Annotated in this window: 17 protein-coding genes; 10 read left to right on the forward strand and 7 right to left on the reverse strand. The window is 59.8% G+C overall.

The features are described from left to right. Positions 1 to 113 precede the first annotated feature (113 nt). A complete protein-coding gene (locus tag ACZ1G0_RS11175; protein WP_472737008.1) occupies positions 114 to 761 on the forward strand; it encodes a DUF599 domain-containing protein in 648 nt (215 codons plus the stop codon). 86 nt (positions 762 to 847) lie between these two features. Here ACZ1G0_RS11175 and trpA read toward each other — a convergent pair whose 3' ends face one another. Beyond that, the gene (gene trpA, locus ACZ1G0_RS11180) at positions 848 to 1,639 is read right to left on the reverse strand and encodes a tryptophan synthase subunit alpha (protein WP_472737009.1); all 792 of its coding nucleotides are present in this window, start codon (positions 1,637 to 1,639) and stop codon (positions 848 to 850) included. A 127-nt stretch (positions 1,640 to 1,766) separates the two neighbouring features. On the opposite strand from trpA, the gene ychF reads away from it, so the two are divergent. The 3 genes from ychF (at position 1,767) to hisH (ending at position 4,176) form a co-directional block, all read left to right on the forward strand. Next, positions 1,767 to 2,864 (forward strand): redox-regulated ATPase YchF, encoded by a 1,098-nt coding sequence (gene ychF / locus ACZ1G0_RS11185; RefSeq protein ID WP_472737010.1) that lies wholly within the window; start codon positions 1,767 to 1,769, stop codon positions 2,862 to 2,864. Positions 2,865 to 2,952: 88 nt separating this feature from the next. Continuing rightward, on the forward strand, positions 2,953 to 3,540 hold the full coding sequence (hisB, locus tag ACZ1G0_RS11190) for an imidazoleglycerol-phosphate dehydratase HisB (RefSeq protein ID WP_472737011.1): 588 nt from the start codon (positions 2,953 to 2,955) through the stop codon (positions 3,538 to 3,540). Further along, complete coding sequence (gene hisH, locus ACZ1G0_RS11195; protein WP_472737012.1) at positions 3,541 to 4,176, forward strand: imidazole glycerol phosphate synthase subunit HisH; 636 nt, start codon at positions 3,541 to 3,543, stop codon at positions 4,174 to 4,176. A 1-nt stretch (position 4,177) separates the two neighbouring features. Here the strand turns inward: hisH and ACZ1G0_RS11200 are convergent, their stop codons facing one another. Together ACZ1G0_RS11200 and ACZ1G0_RS11205 are read right to left on the reverse strand one after the other, a co-directional pair. After that, positions 4,178 to 4,570, reverse strand: a complete 393-nt coding sequence (locus ACZ1G0_RS11200; protein ID WP_472737013.1) for a DUF2147 domain-containing protein — start codon at positions 4,568 to 4,570, stop codon at positions 4,178 to 4,180. A gap of 104 nt (positions 4,571 to 4,674) precedes the next feature. Continuing rightward, positions 4,675 to 5,064 (reverse strand): DUF2147 domain-containing protein, encoded by a 390-nt coding sequence (locus ACZ1G0_RS11205; RefSeq protein WP_472737014.1) that lies wholly within the window; start codon positions 5,062 to 5,064, stop codon positions 4,675 to 4,677. A gap of 123 nt (positions 5,065 to 5,187) precedes the next feature. Here ACZ1G0_RS11205 and hisA point away from each other — a divergent pair, with 123 nt between their 5' ends. From hisA to ACZ1G0_RS11220, 3 genes are read left to right on the forward strand one after another with little or no spacing between them, the layout of a single operon-like run. Next, a complete protein-coding gene (gene hisA, locus ACZ1G0_RS11210; protein ID WP_472737015.1) occupies positions 5,188 to 5,904 on the forward strand; it encodes a 1-(5-phosphoribosyl)-5-[(5-phosphoribosylamino)methylideneamino]imidazole-4-carboxamide isomerase in 717 nt (238 codons plus the stop codon). Positions 5,905 to 5,961: 57 nt separating this feature from the next. Continuing rightward, positions 5,962 to 6,723, forward strand: coding sequence for an imidazole glycerol phosphate synthase subunit HisF (hisF, locus tag ACZ1G0_RS11215; protein WP_472737016.1), 762 nt, complete (start codon positions 5,962 to 5,964; stop codon positions 6,721 to 6,723). Continuing rightward, positions 6,723 to 7,037 (forward strand): phosphoribosyl-ATP diphosphatase, encoded by a 315-nt coding sequence (locus ACZ1G0_RS11220; protein ID WP_472737017.1) that lies wholly within the window; start codon positions 6,723 to 6,725, stop codon positions 7,035 to 7,037. Before hisF ends, ACZ1G0_RS11220 begins: the two co-directional genes overlap by 1 nt. On the opposite strand, the gene ACZ1G0_RS11225 is transcribed toward ACZ1G0_RS11220, so the two are convergent. Then, on the reverse strand, positions 7,021 to 7,425 hold the full coding sequence (locus ACZ1G0_RS11225) for an EamA family transporter (RefSeq protein WP_472737018.1): 405 nt from the start codon (positions 7,423 to 7,425) through the stop codon (positions 7,021 to 7,023). The genes ACZ1G0_RS11220 and ACZ1G0_RS11225 overlap by 17 nt on opposite strands. 14 nt (positions 7,426 to 7,439) lie before the next feature. Beyond that, positions 7,440 to 7,916, reverse strand: a complete 477-nt coding sequence (locus ACZ1G0_RS11230; protein ID WP_472737019.1) for a hypothetical protein — start codon at positions 7,914 to 7,916, stop codon at positions 7,440 to 7,442. Positions 7,917 to 8,163: 247 nt separating this feature from the next. Between ACZ1G0_RS11230 and ACZ1G0_RS11235 the strand changes: the two genes are divergently transcribed. Further along, positions 8,164 to 8,610 carry a hypothetical protein gene (locus ACZ1G0_RS11235; RefSeq protein WP_472737020.1) on the forward strand — a complete coding sequence of 149 codons (447 nt, stop codon included), beginning with the start codon at positions 8,164 to 8,166 and terminating at the stop codon, positions 8,608 to 8,610. On the opposite strand, the gene ACZ1G0_RS11240 is transcribed toward ACZ1G0_RS11235, so the two are convergent. After that, positions 8,607 to 9,878 (reverse strand): acetylornithine deacetylase/succinyl-diaminopimelate desuccinylase family protein, encoded by a 1,272-nt coding sequence (locus ACZ1G0_RS11240; RefSeq protein WP_472737021.1) that lies wholly within the window; start codon positions 9,876 to 9,878, stop codon positions 8,607 to 8,609. The two genes, ACZ1G0_RS11235 and ACZ1G0_RS11240, sit on opposite strands and share 4 nt — an antisense overlap. 443 nt (positions 9,879 to 10,321) lie before the next feature. Here ACZ1G0_RS11240 and ACZ1G0_RS11245 point away from each other — a divergent pair, with 443 nt between their 5' ends. Further along, entirely contained in the window at positions 10,322 to 10,990 is a 669-nt protein-coding gene (locus ACZ1G0_RS11245; RefSeq protein ID WP_472737022.1) for a DUF1523 family protein, read from the forward strand. A gap of 18 nt (positions 10,991 to 11,008) precedes the next feature. On the opposite strand, the gene ACZ1G0_RS11250 is transcribed toward ACZ1G0_RS11245, so the two are convergent. Next, the gene (locus ACZ1G0_RS11250) at positions 11,009 to 13,867 is read right to left on the reverse strand and encodes a methyl-accepting chemotaxis protein (protein ID WP_472737023.1); all 2,859 of its coding nucleotides are present in this window, start codon (positions 13,865 to 13,867) and stop codon (positions 11,009 to 11,011) included. A gap of 116 nt (positions 13,868 to 13,983) precedes the next feature. Between ACZ1G0_RS11250 and ACZ1G0_RS11255 the strand changes: the two genes are divergently transcribed. Then, positions 13,984 to 15,087, forward strand: coding sequence for a THUMP domain-containing class I SAM-dependent RNA methyltransferase (locus ACZ1G0_RS11255; protein ID WP_472737024.1), 1,104 nt, complete (start codon positions 13,984 to 13,986; stop codon positions 15,085 to 15,087). Positions 15,088 to 15,140: the final 53 nt, after the last annotated feature.

Here is a 15,140-nt window from a genome sequence, read left to right on the forward strand (position 1 = left end):
AGGAAATTATACCAATTTGCCGGGTTGGCAAGATGTTTCTGGGACAGATATGACGCAACCATGATGACCCCCTCGAAAGACTGGCCCTTTTGCCCCCCTTGGACGTGATTGCGGTGGCAGTTTTCTTTGTAGCGTGGATTGCCACGGGCTGGGTGATCGAACATCCGCCCAAGCGCCGCCCCTCGGTCACGCACCTGATGGACGACTACCGCCGGGAATGGATGCACCAGATGTTGACCCGGCAACCGCGCATCTTTGACGCGACGATCCTGACGACCTTGCGTCAGGGCACGACCTTCTTTGCGTCGGGCTGCATGATCGCCATTGGCGGGGTGCTGGCGGTGCTGGGCAACATTGATCAGGTGGCGGCCATCGCACAGGACGTCAGCGCGGCCGCCATCCCGACGCTGGTGTTGCAGGTCAAGCTGCTGGCCATCGCGATCCCGCTGGCCCACGGGTTTCTGAAGTTCGTCTGGTGCAACCGCCTGTTCGGATATTGCGCCGTGGTCATGGCCGCTGTGCCCAACACACCCGACGACCCCATCGCCGTGCGCCGCGCCGCCCAAGCGGCCGAGCTGAACATCCGCGCGGCCGTGAATTTCAACCGAGGGCTGCGGGCCATCTACTTTGCGCTGGCGATGCTGGCATGGCTCTTGGGCGCCTATGCCCTGATCGCGGCCACGGTGTTGTGCACGTTCATCCTGATCAGCCGAGACTTCGCATCCCACTCCCGCGAGGCGATTTTGGACCGAGAGCCTTAGGTTGTCTGGCACACGTCATTGGCGCGAGTCTGTGGGTCCAAAAGGTGTCTGTCAGGTGACACCAGGCTTGGGGCTGAAAATACGCTTCAGGCCCGATGCGCGCCGTCCGCCAGATCGGCCACATAGGCCAGCACGTCGGCGGTGCTGTCGCCGCGGGCAATCCGCTCCACGATGGCTGACCCGACGACGCAGCCATCGGCCACCCCGGCGATGGATTGGGACGCCTCGGGCGTCTTGATGCCAAAGCCCACAATGACGGGCAAATCGGTCTGCGCCTTGATGCGCGCCACCTCAGGCGCGACATCTGCCGCGCTGGCGGATCCGGCCCCGGTGATACCCGTGATCGACACATAATAGACAAAGCCACTGGTGTTTTGCAGCACCTTGGGCAAGCGTTTGTCGTCGGTGGTGGGGGTCGCCAGACGGATGAAGTTGATGCCCGCCTTTTGCGCCGGCAGACACAGCTCTGCGTCTTCTTCGGGGGGCAGGTCCACGACGATCAAACCGTCCACGCCCGCCTCGACCGCGACTTTAAGAAAGGCCTCGACCCCCATGGAATATATCGGATTGTAGTACCCCATGATGACCACGGGGGTGGTGTCATCCACGGCCCGCAGCTCGCGCACGATGTCGAGGGTGCGGTCCAGGGTCATGCCTTGTTCCAGCGCCCGCTGACCGGCCAGTTGAATGGTGGGCCCGTCCGCCATGGGGTCGGTGAAAGGCAGCCCCAACTCGATGATATCCACGCCCGCACCGGGCAGGCCCAGCACCACATCGCGCGCGGTGTCGTAGTCGGGGTCCCCGGCCATCACGTAGGACACAAAGGCCTTTTTGCCCTCGGCCCGCAGGCTTGCGAATTTGGCGTCAATGCGAGTCATGGCCCTCTCCCGGTCGTGTTTGGGGCAGGTAGAACGGGTTTGGCGCAGGTTTCAAGCGTGAACGCACAGTTGCAACGGCGCGACATGCGCCCTAGAAGGCCGAAACGCCGAATTTATGGGGGTCGTCATGGGCTTTAAGATGGGCATCGTCGGGTTGCCAAACGTGGGCAAATCCACGCTTTTCAACGCACTCACCAAGACCGCAGCGGCCCAGGCCGCCAACTTTCCGTTCTGCACCATTGAACCCAACGTGGGCGATGTGGCGGTGCCCGACCCGCGCTTGAACACCCTTGCGGATCTGGCCAAATCCAAACAGACGATCCCGACGCGTATGTCCTTTGTGGACATTGCGGGGCTGGTCAAAGGCGCGTCCAAGGGCGAAGGTTTGGGCAACCAGTTCCTCGCCAACATCCGCGAAACCGACGCCATTGCCCATGTTCTGCGCTGTTTCGAAGACGGCGATGTGACCCATGTCGAGGGTCGCGTGGACCCCGTCGAGGACGCGGAGGTGATCGAGACGGAACTGATGCTGGCCGATCTGGAAAGCATTGAAAAGAGGCTGCAAAACATCGTCCGCAAAGTGCGCGGCGGCGATAAGGAAGCGGTAGATCAGGAACGCCTGCTGCGCATGGCCCAAGCTGCGCTTGAGGATGGCAAACCCGCCCGTACCGTCGAGGTGGCCGAAGATGATGCCAAAGCGTGGCAGATGCTGCAATTGCTGACCTCTAAACCCATCCTTTACGTTTGCAACGTAGAAGAAGCGTCAGCGGCCACCGGAAACGCGTTTTCCGAAAAAGTGGCCGAGATGGCGGCGGCGCAAGGAGCGGCACATGTTGTGATTTCCGCCGCGATTGAGGAAGAGATCAGTCAACTGGACGAAGACGAGGCGCAGATGTTCCTCGATGAGATGAACTTGGAAGAGGCTGGTTTGGACCGTTTGATCCGCGCAGGCTACGCCTTGCTGGACCTCAAGACCTATTTCACGGTGGGCCCCAAAGAGGCACGCGCCTGGACGATCCGTGACGGCTACACTGCCCCCAAAGCGGCGGGTGTTATTCATGGTGATTTTGAAAAGGGTTTCATCCGCGCAGAGACCATTGCATATGACGATTTCGTCGCCGCCGGGTCCGAGGCCGCTGCGAAAGAGGCGGGCAAGATGCGGGCAGAGGGTAAGGCATATGTCGTGAAAGACGGCGACGTGATGCACTTTCTGTTCAACACGTAATGCCCTTGAACGGACAAAGGCCGGGGCAGCAGTGCCCTAGCCCTTTGATCCGTGGCGGCCTATAACGCCCCAAACGCAGGAGGCTACGATGCGCAGCGCAACCATCACCCGCACCACCGCCGAGACCGATATCACCGTGGACATCAACCTCGACGGAACCGGCATCTACGACAATCAGACCGGCGTGGGCTTCTTTGACCACATGCTGGATCAGCTGTCGCGCCACGCCCTGATCGACATGACCGTGCGCGCCAAGGGCGACCTGCACATCGACGACCACCACACCGTAGAGGACGTGGGCATCGCCCTCGGCCAAGCCCTGACCGCCGCCATGGGCGACAAGACGGGCATCGTGCGCTACGGATCCTGCCTGTTGCCCATGGACGATGCGCTGGTGCGCGCGGCCCTTGATCTGTCTGCGCGGCCATTCCTTGTGTGGAATGTGGACCTGCCCACGGCCAAGATCGGCACCTTTGATACCGAGTTGGTGCGGGAATTCTTTCAGGCCCTCGCAACCCATGGCGGCATCACATTGCACGTGGATCAAATCCACGGCTTCAACAGCCACCACATCGCCGAGGCCGCGTTCAAGGCTGTCGCCCGCGCCCTGCGCGACGCGCTGGAAACCGATCCGCGCAAGGCGGACGCGATCCCGTCCACCAAGGGCGCACTGTAGATGACCACCGTTCTGATCGACTACGACAGCGGCAACCTACATTCGGCGGAAAAGGCGTTTCAGCGCATGGCGACGGAGGTTGCCTCCGGCGCTGTCATCGTGACCTCCGACCCCGACGCAGTGGTACGGGCCGACCGGGTGGTCCTGCCCGGTGACGGTGCTTTTCCTGCGTGCCGCCGGGGGCTGCAAGGGTTCGACGGGCTGGAAGAGGCGCTGATTGAAACGGTGGGCCGCGGCACGCCCTTCATGGGGATTTGTGTCGGGATGCAGATGCTGGCGACGTGGGGGCGCGAATACGAGGACGTCGCGGGCTTCAACTGGACGCCCGGAGAAGTCGTCCCGATCACGCCCAATGACCCGGCGCTAAAGGTCCCGCATATGGGCTGGAATGACTTGATCGTAACCGGGGCACACCCGGTTCTGGACGGCGTCAGGACCGGCGATCACGCGTATTTCGTACACTCTTTCCACATGCAGGTCACCGATCCGGCGCACCGCTTGGCGCATGTGGACTATGGCGGCGACGTCACAGCGATCGTGGGGGCGGACAACGTGATCGGCACGCAGTTCCACCCGGAAAAGAGCCAATCCGCGGGCCTGCGCCTGATCGCTAACTTCCTGCAGTGGGCGCCCTAGCCTATTCCACCCGCGTCCAGGTGGCATCGGCCGAAAACGGCCCGACCCGCCCCTGAACGTAAAGCGCATCGCCATCCACGCGCATCTGGCCATTGTCAGTGGTGAAGTTCAGCAGGGGCACCCAAGTGGTACCGTCGGCATAAACGCCGCCACCTTGGGGTTTGAAATCCCAAAACAGACGTTTGCCAAGCGACGCGGTTTGGACCGGATTACCTTGCGGGTCGAACACGCGCTTAACCGTTCCGCAGACCGCTGCGCCGCAGGGTGTGATTTCGATGTGAGACACGAGCTCCTTGCGGTCGGGCTGGGTCTGCCATGTCCCAAACACTGCCTCGGCGGAAACAGGGCCAGCGGCCAAGGCGATTACAGCCGCCCAATGGTATACTTTGCGCATAGCGTACCTCCTACTCCTGCGTAGGAAGATAGGCGCAAAGTCACAAAAGGCAGGTCACGAGCCTGTGAAACCACAGGCTCGCATCAAATTCGGCAAAGATTTGCCTAGTTGATCTTGGTCCAAGTCCCGCCATCGCGACAAATGCCCAGCACGCAGCCGGACACCTTGAGGGTATTGCCGGACAACATCAGCTTCGAGTTGTAGGTTTTGTCGCGATCGGGCGAATAGACCTTGCCCCGATACTCGCCGCCCCCTTTGGCTTCGGTCGCGGAAATGATCTGGCGGCCGATGTTCTCGGTCTGCAAGGGCGCGCCAGAACTGTCGAAGGACCGCACCAAAGTGCCACAAATCTGGCTGCCACACGGGGCCACCTGAATATGGCCGTAGTTGCCGTTGTCATCCTTGGCGGTTTGCCACATGCCCATCAACGGCTCTGCCGATGCTGTGCTTGCGAGTGCGATACTGGCCGCTGCGGCCCAGATCAGGTGTTTCATCTTGTATCCTCCCATGATGCAAACAGCTTGCCGCAGGGGACACACGTGGGGCAAGCGTGACGTACCGGCACTTGCCCTGCGCCCGCCCTTAGGCCAAAAGACGCCAAATAGACGGAGCGTGCCATGATCCTTTATCCCGCCATCGACCTCAAAGACGGCCAGGCCGTGCGCCTGCTGCACGGCGAGATGGACAGTGCGACCGTGTTCAACGACAGCCCCGCCGCTCAGGCCCGCGCGTTCCAGGATGCGGGGTCCAAATGGCTGCACCTTGTGGATCTGAACGGCGCCTTCGCAGGCACGCCTGTCAACGGCGCGGCCGTCGAGGCGATCCTGGCCGCCACAGATATCCCCGCACAATTGGGCGGCGGTATCCGCGACATGGCCACCATCGAGATGTGGATCGAAAAGGGTATCCAACGGGTGATCCTCGGCACGGTCGCAGTGGAAAATCCCGCCCTCGTGCGCGAGGCCGCCGCCGCCTTCCCCGGCCATGTCGCCGTGGGCATCGATGCCCGCGAGGGGCGCGTGGCCACCAAGGGCTGGGCCGAAGAGACGGACGTGATGGTCACCGACCTCGCCAAGTCTTTCGAGGATGCGGGGGTGGCCGCCATCATCTACACCGACATCAACCGCGATGGGGCGATGCAGGGCCCGAATGTCGAGGCGACCGCCGATCTGGCCCGCGCAACCTCCATCCCCGTGATTGCCTCGGGCGGCGTGTCCTCCATGGCTGATCTTACGGCCCTGCGCGACACCGGCGTGATTGCGGGTGCGATTTCAGGCCGTGCCCTTTATGATGGGGCCATTGAACTTGCTGCCGCGCTCAAGGCGCTCGCCTAACCCCTTGTCTTTTTTGCCACACCTCACCACACCCGGTCTCACAGGCGCTGCCCTCTCATGTTGAAAACCCGCATTATCCCCTGCCTCGACGTGGCCGAAGGGCGCACGGTCAAAGGCGTTAACTTTGTGGATCTGATCGATGCAGGCGACCCGGTGGAACAGGCCCGCGCGTATGATCTGGCGGGGGCGGACGAGCTGTGTTTTCTGGACATCAAGGCCACACATGAAAACCGGGGCACCATGTACGACTTGGCCACCCGCACGGCCGAGCAGTGCTTTATGCCCCTGACCATCGGCGGCGGCGTGCGCACGGTGGACGACGTACGCAACCTGCTGCTGGCCGGGGCGGACAAGGTGTCGTTCAACTCCGCTGCCGTGGCCGACCCCGATTGCATCGCCCGTGCGGCCGATAAATTTGGCAGCCAATGCATCGTCTGCGCCATTGACGCCAAAACCGTGGCCCAAGGCAAGTGGGAGATTTTCACCCATGGGGGCCGCAAGGCGACGGGCATAGACGCCGTGGAATTTGCCAAGACGATCACCGCCAAGGGGGCGGGCGAAATCCTGCTGACCTCCATGGACCGGGACGGCACGCGCGCAGGCTTCAACCTGCCCATGACACGCGCCATCAGTGACGCGGTTTCGGTGCCGGTGATCGCATCGGGCGGGGTTGGCACGCTGGACCACCTTGTCGAGGGCGTGACCGAGGGCGGTGCCAGCGCGGTGTTGGCCGCGTCGATCTTCCACTTTGGCGACTACACCATCCGAGAGGCCAAGGAACACATGGCCGCCGCCGGCATCCCCATGAGGTTGACCTGATGCACACGCTCGACCGTCTCGCCAAGACCATTGCCGCGCGCGCAGGGGCCGATCCTGACAGCAGCTGGACCGCCAAACTGCTGGCCAAAGGCCCCGAAAAATGCGCCGAAAAGTTTGGGGAAGAGGCCGTGGAGGCCATCATCGAGGCCGTCAAAAACGACCCCGACAAACTGACATCCGAGGCGGCGGATGTGATCTTTCACCTTCTGGTGATGCTGCAATCGCGCGGCGTGACCCTGGAATCGGTCTGTGCAGAATTGGACCGACGCGACGGCACATCTGGCATCGCGGAAAAAGCTAGCCGACCCAAATAAGCGCCAGAACGCTGACGCAGATCAGGGCGATCCCTGCGTATTCCCGGCGGCTGGTCCGCTCGCCAAAGACGAAGTAACTGATCAGCATCGAAAAAATCAGTTCTACCTGCCCCACCGCATTCACGTAGGCCGCCGTTTGCAAGGTATAGGCCGTGAACCACGCCATGGACCCGGCCATGGAAAACACCGCCACCAACACCGTCAGTCGCCAGTTTACAAAGACGGCGACCAGCTGGTCACGTTCGCGCCACCCCATGTAGGCGACGAGGACAGCCGTCTGGAACGCCGTAGCATAAGCCAAAGTCACGCTGGCCCGCACAAAGGGGTCTCCGCTGCCCACCAGTAGGCTTGCGCCGCGATAGGCAGGTCCAGAGATGGAAAAGATCACCCCAGAGGCAAGCCCTAACAGGGTCGCGCGACTGACGAAATCCCGCCACGACACCTGCGCTGTGGTTCCTGAAAGGGCCATGACCCCGACGAACCCCACGACGATCGCCGCAATGCCAAGGGGGGCACCACATCGCCCAAGATCAACCAACCCGACAAAACAGTCAGCATTACTTCGGTCTTCTTGAAGGTCATGCCGACCGCGAAGTTCCGGTGGGAAAACAAGATCACCATCACCACCGTGCCTGCAATCTGGCTAAGCCCACCGGCCATAACATACCAGCCAAATCCGGGGCCAAGGTTCGGCCAGCCGCCCCCCGTGGACTGACCGTAGGCCCAGGCCGCGATGCCGACCACGGGGGCCGCATAGACAAACCGCGCCAAGGTCGCGGCGGCCGTGGACAGCCCAGCCTGCTTGACCTGCTTTTGCAGCATGAAGCGCAAGGCCTGCACTGCGGCGGCAATGACCGCCGCGATGATCCAAAGTTCCATGACCCCTCCTGTCATGACGGGGGATGATGGGCAATGACACGTCCGCGCCCGTGATGCCATGATTCCTCAAACGCCGCGGCATTGCGGCAGTGCTCATGCGCGGACTGTGTACCCAGCAGGAACAAAAGCCATCCGACAGATGGGTTTGGTCAGATTTGCACGCGCAATCCCGGTAAACTTCACCATAATCAGGCCCAAATCTGGGCATAAAAAAGGCAAGACCGCCATAATTATCCGGCCCTGCCACATGACATTTGATGCGTTCTTTCAGTCTTTTGACCAGTTTTTACGGCGCAGTGATGGCGCTGTATCTACGGATTGGGTGGTCATGACCGGCGGGCTTGTGGGTTTGGCCATGATCTTGATGGGCGCTGTCACCACCGAGATTGAGGCGCTAACAGAAGACACCGCCGGCCAGATGCACAAAGTGGTCATGTCCACACGCTTTGACGCGGCCGTTTGTCCATCGGGGTGGGAGTTTGATCACGCGCGCAATACGAACTCCAGTCCCGAGCACATACGCAATTGGTACGCCCAAGAGGACCAGACGACCGATGACGCCGAAGTCGTCGAAATCCTCACCGACTACGCAAACCACCCCCGAGACTTTCGCAATCGAACGGCCATGCGGCTGGCACACCTGCAAATTCTGATGTGCATCGCCGAAGATCGCCGCCTGACGATCCCTAGTTAACCCAACAATTTGGCAAGGGTCAGGGCCATGACGGTGGCGCTGTCTTCCATATCCTGGATACCGACCCATTCATCCGGTTGGTGTGCCAGATCGAGGATACCAGGGCCGTAAGCAATGCAGTTTTTAAGGCGACCGATACGATCAATGTGCTTTTGATCATAGGTGCCGGGCGAGACGACGAATTGCGCTTGTGTGTCCAGCACTTCGGCAATCGCTGCCTGCACAGTTGTCACGACAGGTGCGTCGCGATCCGTCATGGTTGGTGTCACGGACCATAGTTCCTTGATGTCATACTCAAATTCAGGACGGCGAGCCTTGACCCGTTCTAGAACAGCCACGATTTCTGCGCGCACCTCATCCACATTTTCTTCGATCAGAAACCTGCGGTCCAAGGTGATCTTGCAGCGATCAGGCACGCAAGCCGCCGGAAATCCTGTGTAGTCGACATCCTGCACAGGTTCGCCGCCGTGGATCGAATTGATGTTGAGTGTCGACTGCCGGGCCCCTTCTGGCACCACCGGCATGTCCGTCCGCTTGCCCGCCAGCAGCGGGAACAGCGTCGCCTCCATCTCCTCTAACACCGCGCCCATGTGACGCACGGCGCAATCGCCCAAGAACGGCATGGAACCATGGGCAATCCGTCCCTTCGTCTCCACCTCGGCCCACCAAACACCACGATGCCCCAGACAGATACGGTCCTTGTTCAAGGGTTCGGGAATGATGACGTGCTGGACGCGGTCGGGATCAAAGTACCCCTGTTCCGCAAGGAAAGCCACACCGCCAAATCCACCGGTTTCCTCGTCGGCCGTGGCGCTGATTTCGATGGCACCGCGAAACGTCGGGTGGCATGCGACAAAGGCCTCAGCCGCGATAACGGAGGCTGCAAGTCCGCCCTTCATGTCACATGCCCCACGCCCATAGACGCGGCCGTCCTTCACGTCGCCACCGAACGGATCAACGGTCCACCCCTCGCCCACGGCGACCACGTCGTGATGACTGTTGAAATGCACACAATCGCCAGCGCGCACCCCCTCCAGTCGGCACACCACATTCCATCGCGGATAGAGCGCACTGTCAGCCGGGGCTCCCTCGGCACGCACCATCTCTACGTGCCACCCTTGGTCACCCATCCGCGCGCCAAGGTAGTCACAGATCTCGCGGTAGTTGCGGCCGGGCGGATTCAATGTTGGGATGCGGATCAAGTCCTGTGTCAACCGGATCAGATCATCCCGTCGCGCGGCAACAGCAGCTTTTAAATTGTCCGTCAATCGGCTTCGCCTCTGTTTCAATCATTGCCTTGGCAACATGATCCGAGAAAAGTGCCGGCACGACAACGGAAATCGGCGGGGTTTGGATGCCCGTAGCCTTTTCATTGCGAGCTGACCGTGGCGGGCTATCTTAAATGATAATGAGGTCATCTTAGCAAAGGTATGATCATGATCGCGCTGCTTCGTCTTATACTTGTGTCAGCCGTGGTACTTACGGTCGTCTACGTGTGTCTTTGGTTTTTTCAGCGCAGCGGTGAACGCAGCCGGCTTGAGGACAAGTGGGAGGCAGACCGCCCCCCTTGCCCAAGGATTCTTTCGTCGAAAATGGTCTGCGCGATTACGAAAAAAGCCTGCGCAAGCGTCTTTTGTGGGGTGTATATGTTGTGCCCTTGGGTGCGATCGTGACAGTCATGTACCTGATCAATTTCGCGTAAAGGTGCATCATGTCTTGGATTAAATGGGGTTTTCTTGGCGTGATCGGGCTGCTGGTCTTTGCCGTTTTGCACTACACGCTGCCGCAGCGTGACATTGTGCGGATTGTAAATACGGAAGTTCAACGGGTGGATTTCGGATCTGGGTCCATTTTTTGGGCCGGTGCAGACGCCGGTCAAGCAACCGATACGGTCAATCGTGATGTACGTTTCATCGAGGCGTTTCGCCCCAATGGCCGCGCCATTGTTTACCGAAATGAAGACACTGGATGGTCGTGGCCGCCCTATTTCAAACTGGACAGCTCAAACTTGCAGGCCGAGGCACGCGACTTGGTGTCTACTGCGTCGGACCCGACTTGGGTCATCGTGCGCCACTACGGTTGGCGCAACGAACTGTTTTCCATCTTTCCAAACGCGATTTCGGTCGAGGCCACGACATCCCCAGATGTACGTTTGATCCCTTGGTTCAATATTGTGTTTCTCACAATTCTGCTGGCCATCGTGTGGGCCATCACGGTGCGCTTGGCACGATTCCGGCGCAGACGCATTGACCCTGTGGTTGAGGATATCGGCGAGACCTTTGATGCCATTGAAGACAGGGCATCAGATGCGCGTCACTCAGCAACGAGTTGGATGTTACGCGTCACGCGCCGCGTTGGGAAAGTGTTTGGGCGGCGCTGAGCAACTCTAAACGTTGCATCAGGCTGCGCGCTTTTGAGTCATTTCCACCCCGTCAAATGCGCGCAGATATTGCATGGTGCGCGTCGCCTCTTGGTCGAGAGTTTGTGATAGAACCAAGGTTTCATTCACCTTTTCAAGATTGGCGGTCGCCTTTTCTGCGACGGTTTCCGACTGATCCTTGACCTGTGCAATCGTACGCGTTTGCGCTTGGCTTGCTTTGAACAGGCGTTCGACTGCCTTGGTGCTGCGGGTCATAGAGGTGTGGATCTCGTCCATGGATCCACAAGCGCTTTCGACCAAGGCCGCGCCTTCGCTGACGGCAGCGCGTACGGTTTCGGTTTTTTCACGCACCCGTGCCGCAGCCTCCGCAGTGGCCGTGGCGAGACTGCGCACTTCTTGGGCGACGACTTTAAAACCTTCATTTCCGCCCGATGATCCCTCATTGACCGCACGCACAGCCTCCACGGAGGCGTTGAGGCTTAGCATGGTTGTCTGGGTGGCAATACTCTCAATCAAGCCAATGGCCCTGGAGATATCATCGGTAGCAGCCTCGATCGCGGCCATTTGCACGCGCGCATTTTCAGCGCGCATTTTGCCTTCGTCAGCTTTCAAGGACGCGGCACTGCAGCTTCCGTTTGCTTCCTCGGCGTCCAAAGCCGATTCCTGCGCCTGACTGGCAAGAGCAATGAGCATCTGGTTTGATTGCTCCAGCGCAGCGACTTGGGATTGAGACCCATCGGCAATGGCCGCATTTCTGTTAGATATCTCGCCTCCAACCTCGGACACGCTGCCTGCTGTCGAGACAACATTTCGGATCAAGCTTGCAATCCCATGGGTCATGTCATTCACGGCCGCGCTTATCTGGGCAAACCTGCCTTTATGATCAGCGCTCATTTCCGCATCCAACTTGCCCGCACCAATATCTACAAGGGTGTTGTGCAGATCGCTCAAGCCTTCGTCAGAGATTTTGCACAGCCGATTGATCTTCTCACCAAGGGCGCGGAAGAAACCCTCTTTGTCCCTTAGGTCTATAGCTTGCCCAAAATCCCCTTCTGCAGCAGCCGAAACCGTTGCCCCAAGGTCTTCAGCAACCCGACCAAGCGCCGCCAGAGCATTGTTCATGGATAACTGAATATCCGCCAAAGTTCCTTGGTACTGCCCATCTATGGTCTGGGTCAGATCACCACGAGCAACAGCCCGCAGCGATTTACCAATGTCGTTAAGTGCGCCTTCGGCAGAGTCGCACAAGCCATTCACCCCCTTGCACAGTTCCAACAAGAACCCGGCCTTACCATCCGTTTCCAAACGTTGACCGAAGTCCCCGTCAGCGCAAGCCTGCATGACAGCCGCGATTTCCGCTTCGACGGCCATGCGCTTACTTTTGTCCCGTTGATATTTCTCTTCCTCGGCCAATCGTTCTGCAGCAATGTTATCTATAATCTTGTTAAAAATCTCACTGGTTTCAAAGGCTTCATCGCCCACCTCCATCTGTACCTTTTGCAAACCGTGTTGAGGATTCATCGCCACCTCGGCCATTACCTTTTGCAAGATGCCAGTTCCCATAGGCGCATCATGTTCGTGCTGGTTCAGACCTTCTAGCTCATGCAACTCAGGCACCCTCAGGCCTGATCCGTCACCGTCCGGTGACAGCCGAAGCACGTAGTCGATTGCCTTTAGACCAACCCAAGCAACACCAAACGCCCAGGCAAAGATTGACGCGGCACCCAAACATTGCACCAGCGCCTGGGACACGCGGTCACCGGCCAGCAAGCTTTCGGCGGGTGCCAAGAACGCGATCGCGATTGTACCGTAGGCACCCGCAAAGCCGTGGACCGGGATCGCGCCGAGCGGATCGTCTAACTTGCAAACGTCTTCTAGAAACCACGTGCCGGCATGAACGATGACCGCCGCCCCCATCCCCAGAACAAAGGCTGACCGCGCATCAAGGACATCCGCGCTGGCCGTCACGGCCACCAAGCCCCCGAGGATGCCGTTTATACAGGCATCGGGTCGAAAAACCCCGTGCGCAACGCGGCCAATGATCATCAACAGTGTCCCCCCAGCGGCGCCCGCCACGACTGTGTTGACTATCACGGACGCAAAGACAGAGGTTCCCGCTAAAACAGAGCCACCGTTGAAGCCGATCCAACCGATCCACAGGATCACGGCACCGGTTGTCGCCAAAACAGGCGAATGGCCATGAAGGCGATTGGCCGTGCCATCCGCATTGAATTTGCCCATGCGCGGTCCGATTATGATGATCGCAGCCAAAGCGACCCAGGCCCCCACGCCGTGTACGACCGTACTGCCCGCAAAATCCATGAACCCCATCGCGGCAAGCCATGGTGTATCATCCCCGCTCAACAAGCCGCCCCACACCCAGTGCCCGGCAATGGGGTAGATACACATTGCGATCAGCACGGTACAGGCCAGATACCCATTGATCTGCATGCGTTCAGCCACTGCGCCCGATACGACTGTGGCCGCCGTCCCGCAAAACATCAGCTGAAAGATAAAGAATGTCATGCTCCAGTCCCCGGCGGACCCGAAGAACAACAGCGAATTGTCCCAACCGAACCAACCGCCCTGTGATGCTCCAAACATCAATGCATACCCAACCGTACCGAACAGCATGGTGGACAGGACAAAATCCATCAGGTTCTTTTGTGCCACGTTGACGGAGTTTTTAGACCTGACTTGTCCCGCCTCCAGCAACAAAAACCCTGCCTGCATGAAAAAAACCAAGGCGGCAGCAGTCACTGTCCATACGTGATCCAAATCGCTCTGCATCGCAAAGGCCTCTGGCTTTGCAACTGCAATTTGTGGATGCAATATCAGTATGATAGCACTGATACCGGCAGTAAATAGTCGGGACATGACCACTCCTTTGATACGTCTCAATCCCGTTCAAACCGCAAAATCCTTAAGAACCCCCCAAAGAAACACTTTTATCTATGGTCGCCATGGCCAATCATTTCGGGCAAAGGGCCAGCATGACTGATCTATTGGATATCTATCTTGTGGTCCCCCCGGGACTGGAACCGCCCTTAGCGGATGAGGCGCGCGCCTTGGGTTTGGCGGGCGTCATCGCCAGTGCTGGTGGCCTTGCGTGCAAGGGCACGTGGCAGGATGTCTGGCGCGCCAACCTATCCTTGCGCGGTGCGACCCGTGTGCTGGTGCGTCTTGGTGCGTTTCGGGCGATGCATCTTGCCCAGCTGGACAAACGGGCCCGCAAATTTCCGTGGGCCGACACGCTGCGCGCTGACGTGCCCATCAAGGTCGAGGTGACCTGCCGCAAATCGCGCATTTACCACGCCGGTGCCGCAACCCAGCGGATCGAACGCGCGCTGACCGAAGGCTTCGGCGCGACCGTCACACAAGACGCCGCGATGACCCTGAAAGTCCGGATCGAAGACGACCTGTGTACCCTGTCCATCGACACCTCCGGCGCGCCGCTGCACAAACGCGGCGCGAAGGAGTTCGTGGGCAAGGCCCCCTTGCGCGAAACCATGGCCGCCATGATTCTGCGCGATTGCGGCTATCGCGGTCAGATGCCCGTGGTGGACCCCATGTGCGGGTCGGGCACCTTTGTGATCGAGGCCGCCGAGATTGCCGCCGGGCTGCAACCGGGGCGCAACCGGGCCTTTGCCTTTGAACAGCTGGCCAGTTTCGATGCCGCGCGCTTTGCAGCGCTACGCACCGGGGTGATGGACACCCCCTTACGGTTCTACGGATCGGATCGGGACCAAGGGGCCATCAACGGGGCCGCGGCCAATGCCGCACGCGCGGATGTTGGCCACCTGTGCCAGTTCACGCGCGCGCCCATTGCCGACCTGACACCGCCAAAGGGGCCACCCGGCATCGTCATGCTGAACCCGCCCTATGGTGCGCGCATCGGCAATCGCAAACCCCTTTTCGGCCTGTATGCGGGGGCGGGTGCGGTGCTGCGTGAGCGGTTTCGCGGCTGGCGCGTGGGCATGATCACCAGCGATGGCGGCCTTGCGCGGGCGATGGAGCTGCCGTTTCTGCCCCTTGGCGCCCCCATCGCTCACGGAGGATTGAAGGTGCATTTGTACAAAACAGACCCATTGCCATAGCGGTTGGGCTGACGTGATCCGATTTTGACCTACCTTGGTTCCAACACAGGAGG

The organism is Thalassobacter sp. HA4-2 (genome assembly GCF_055693705.1).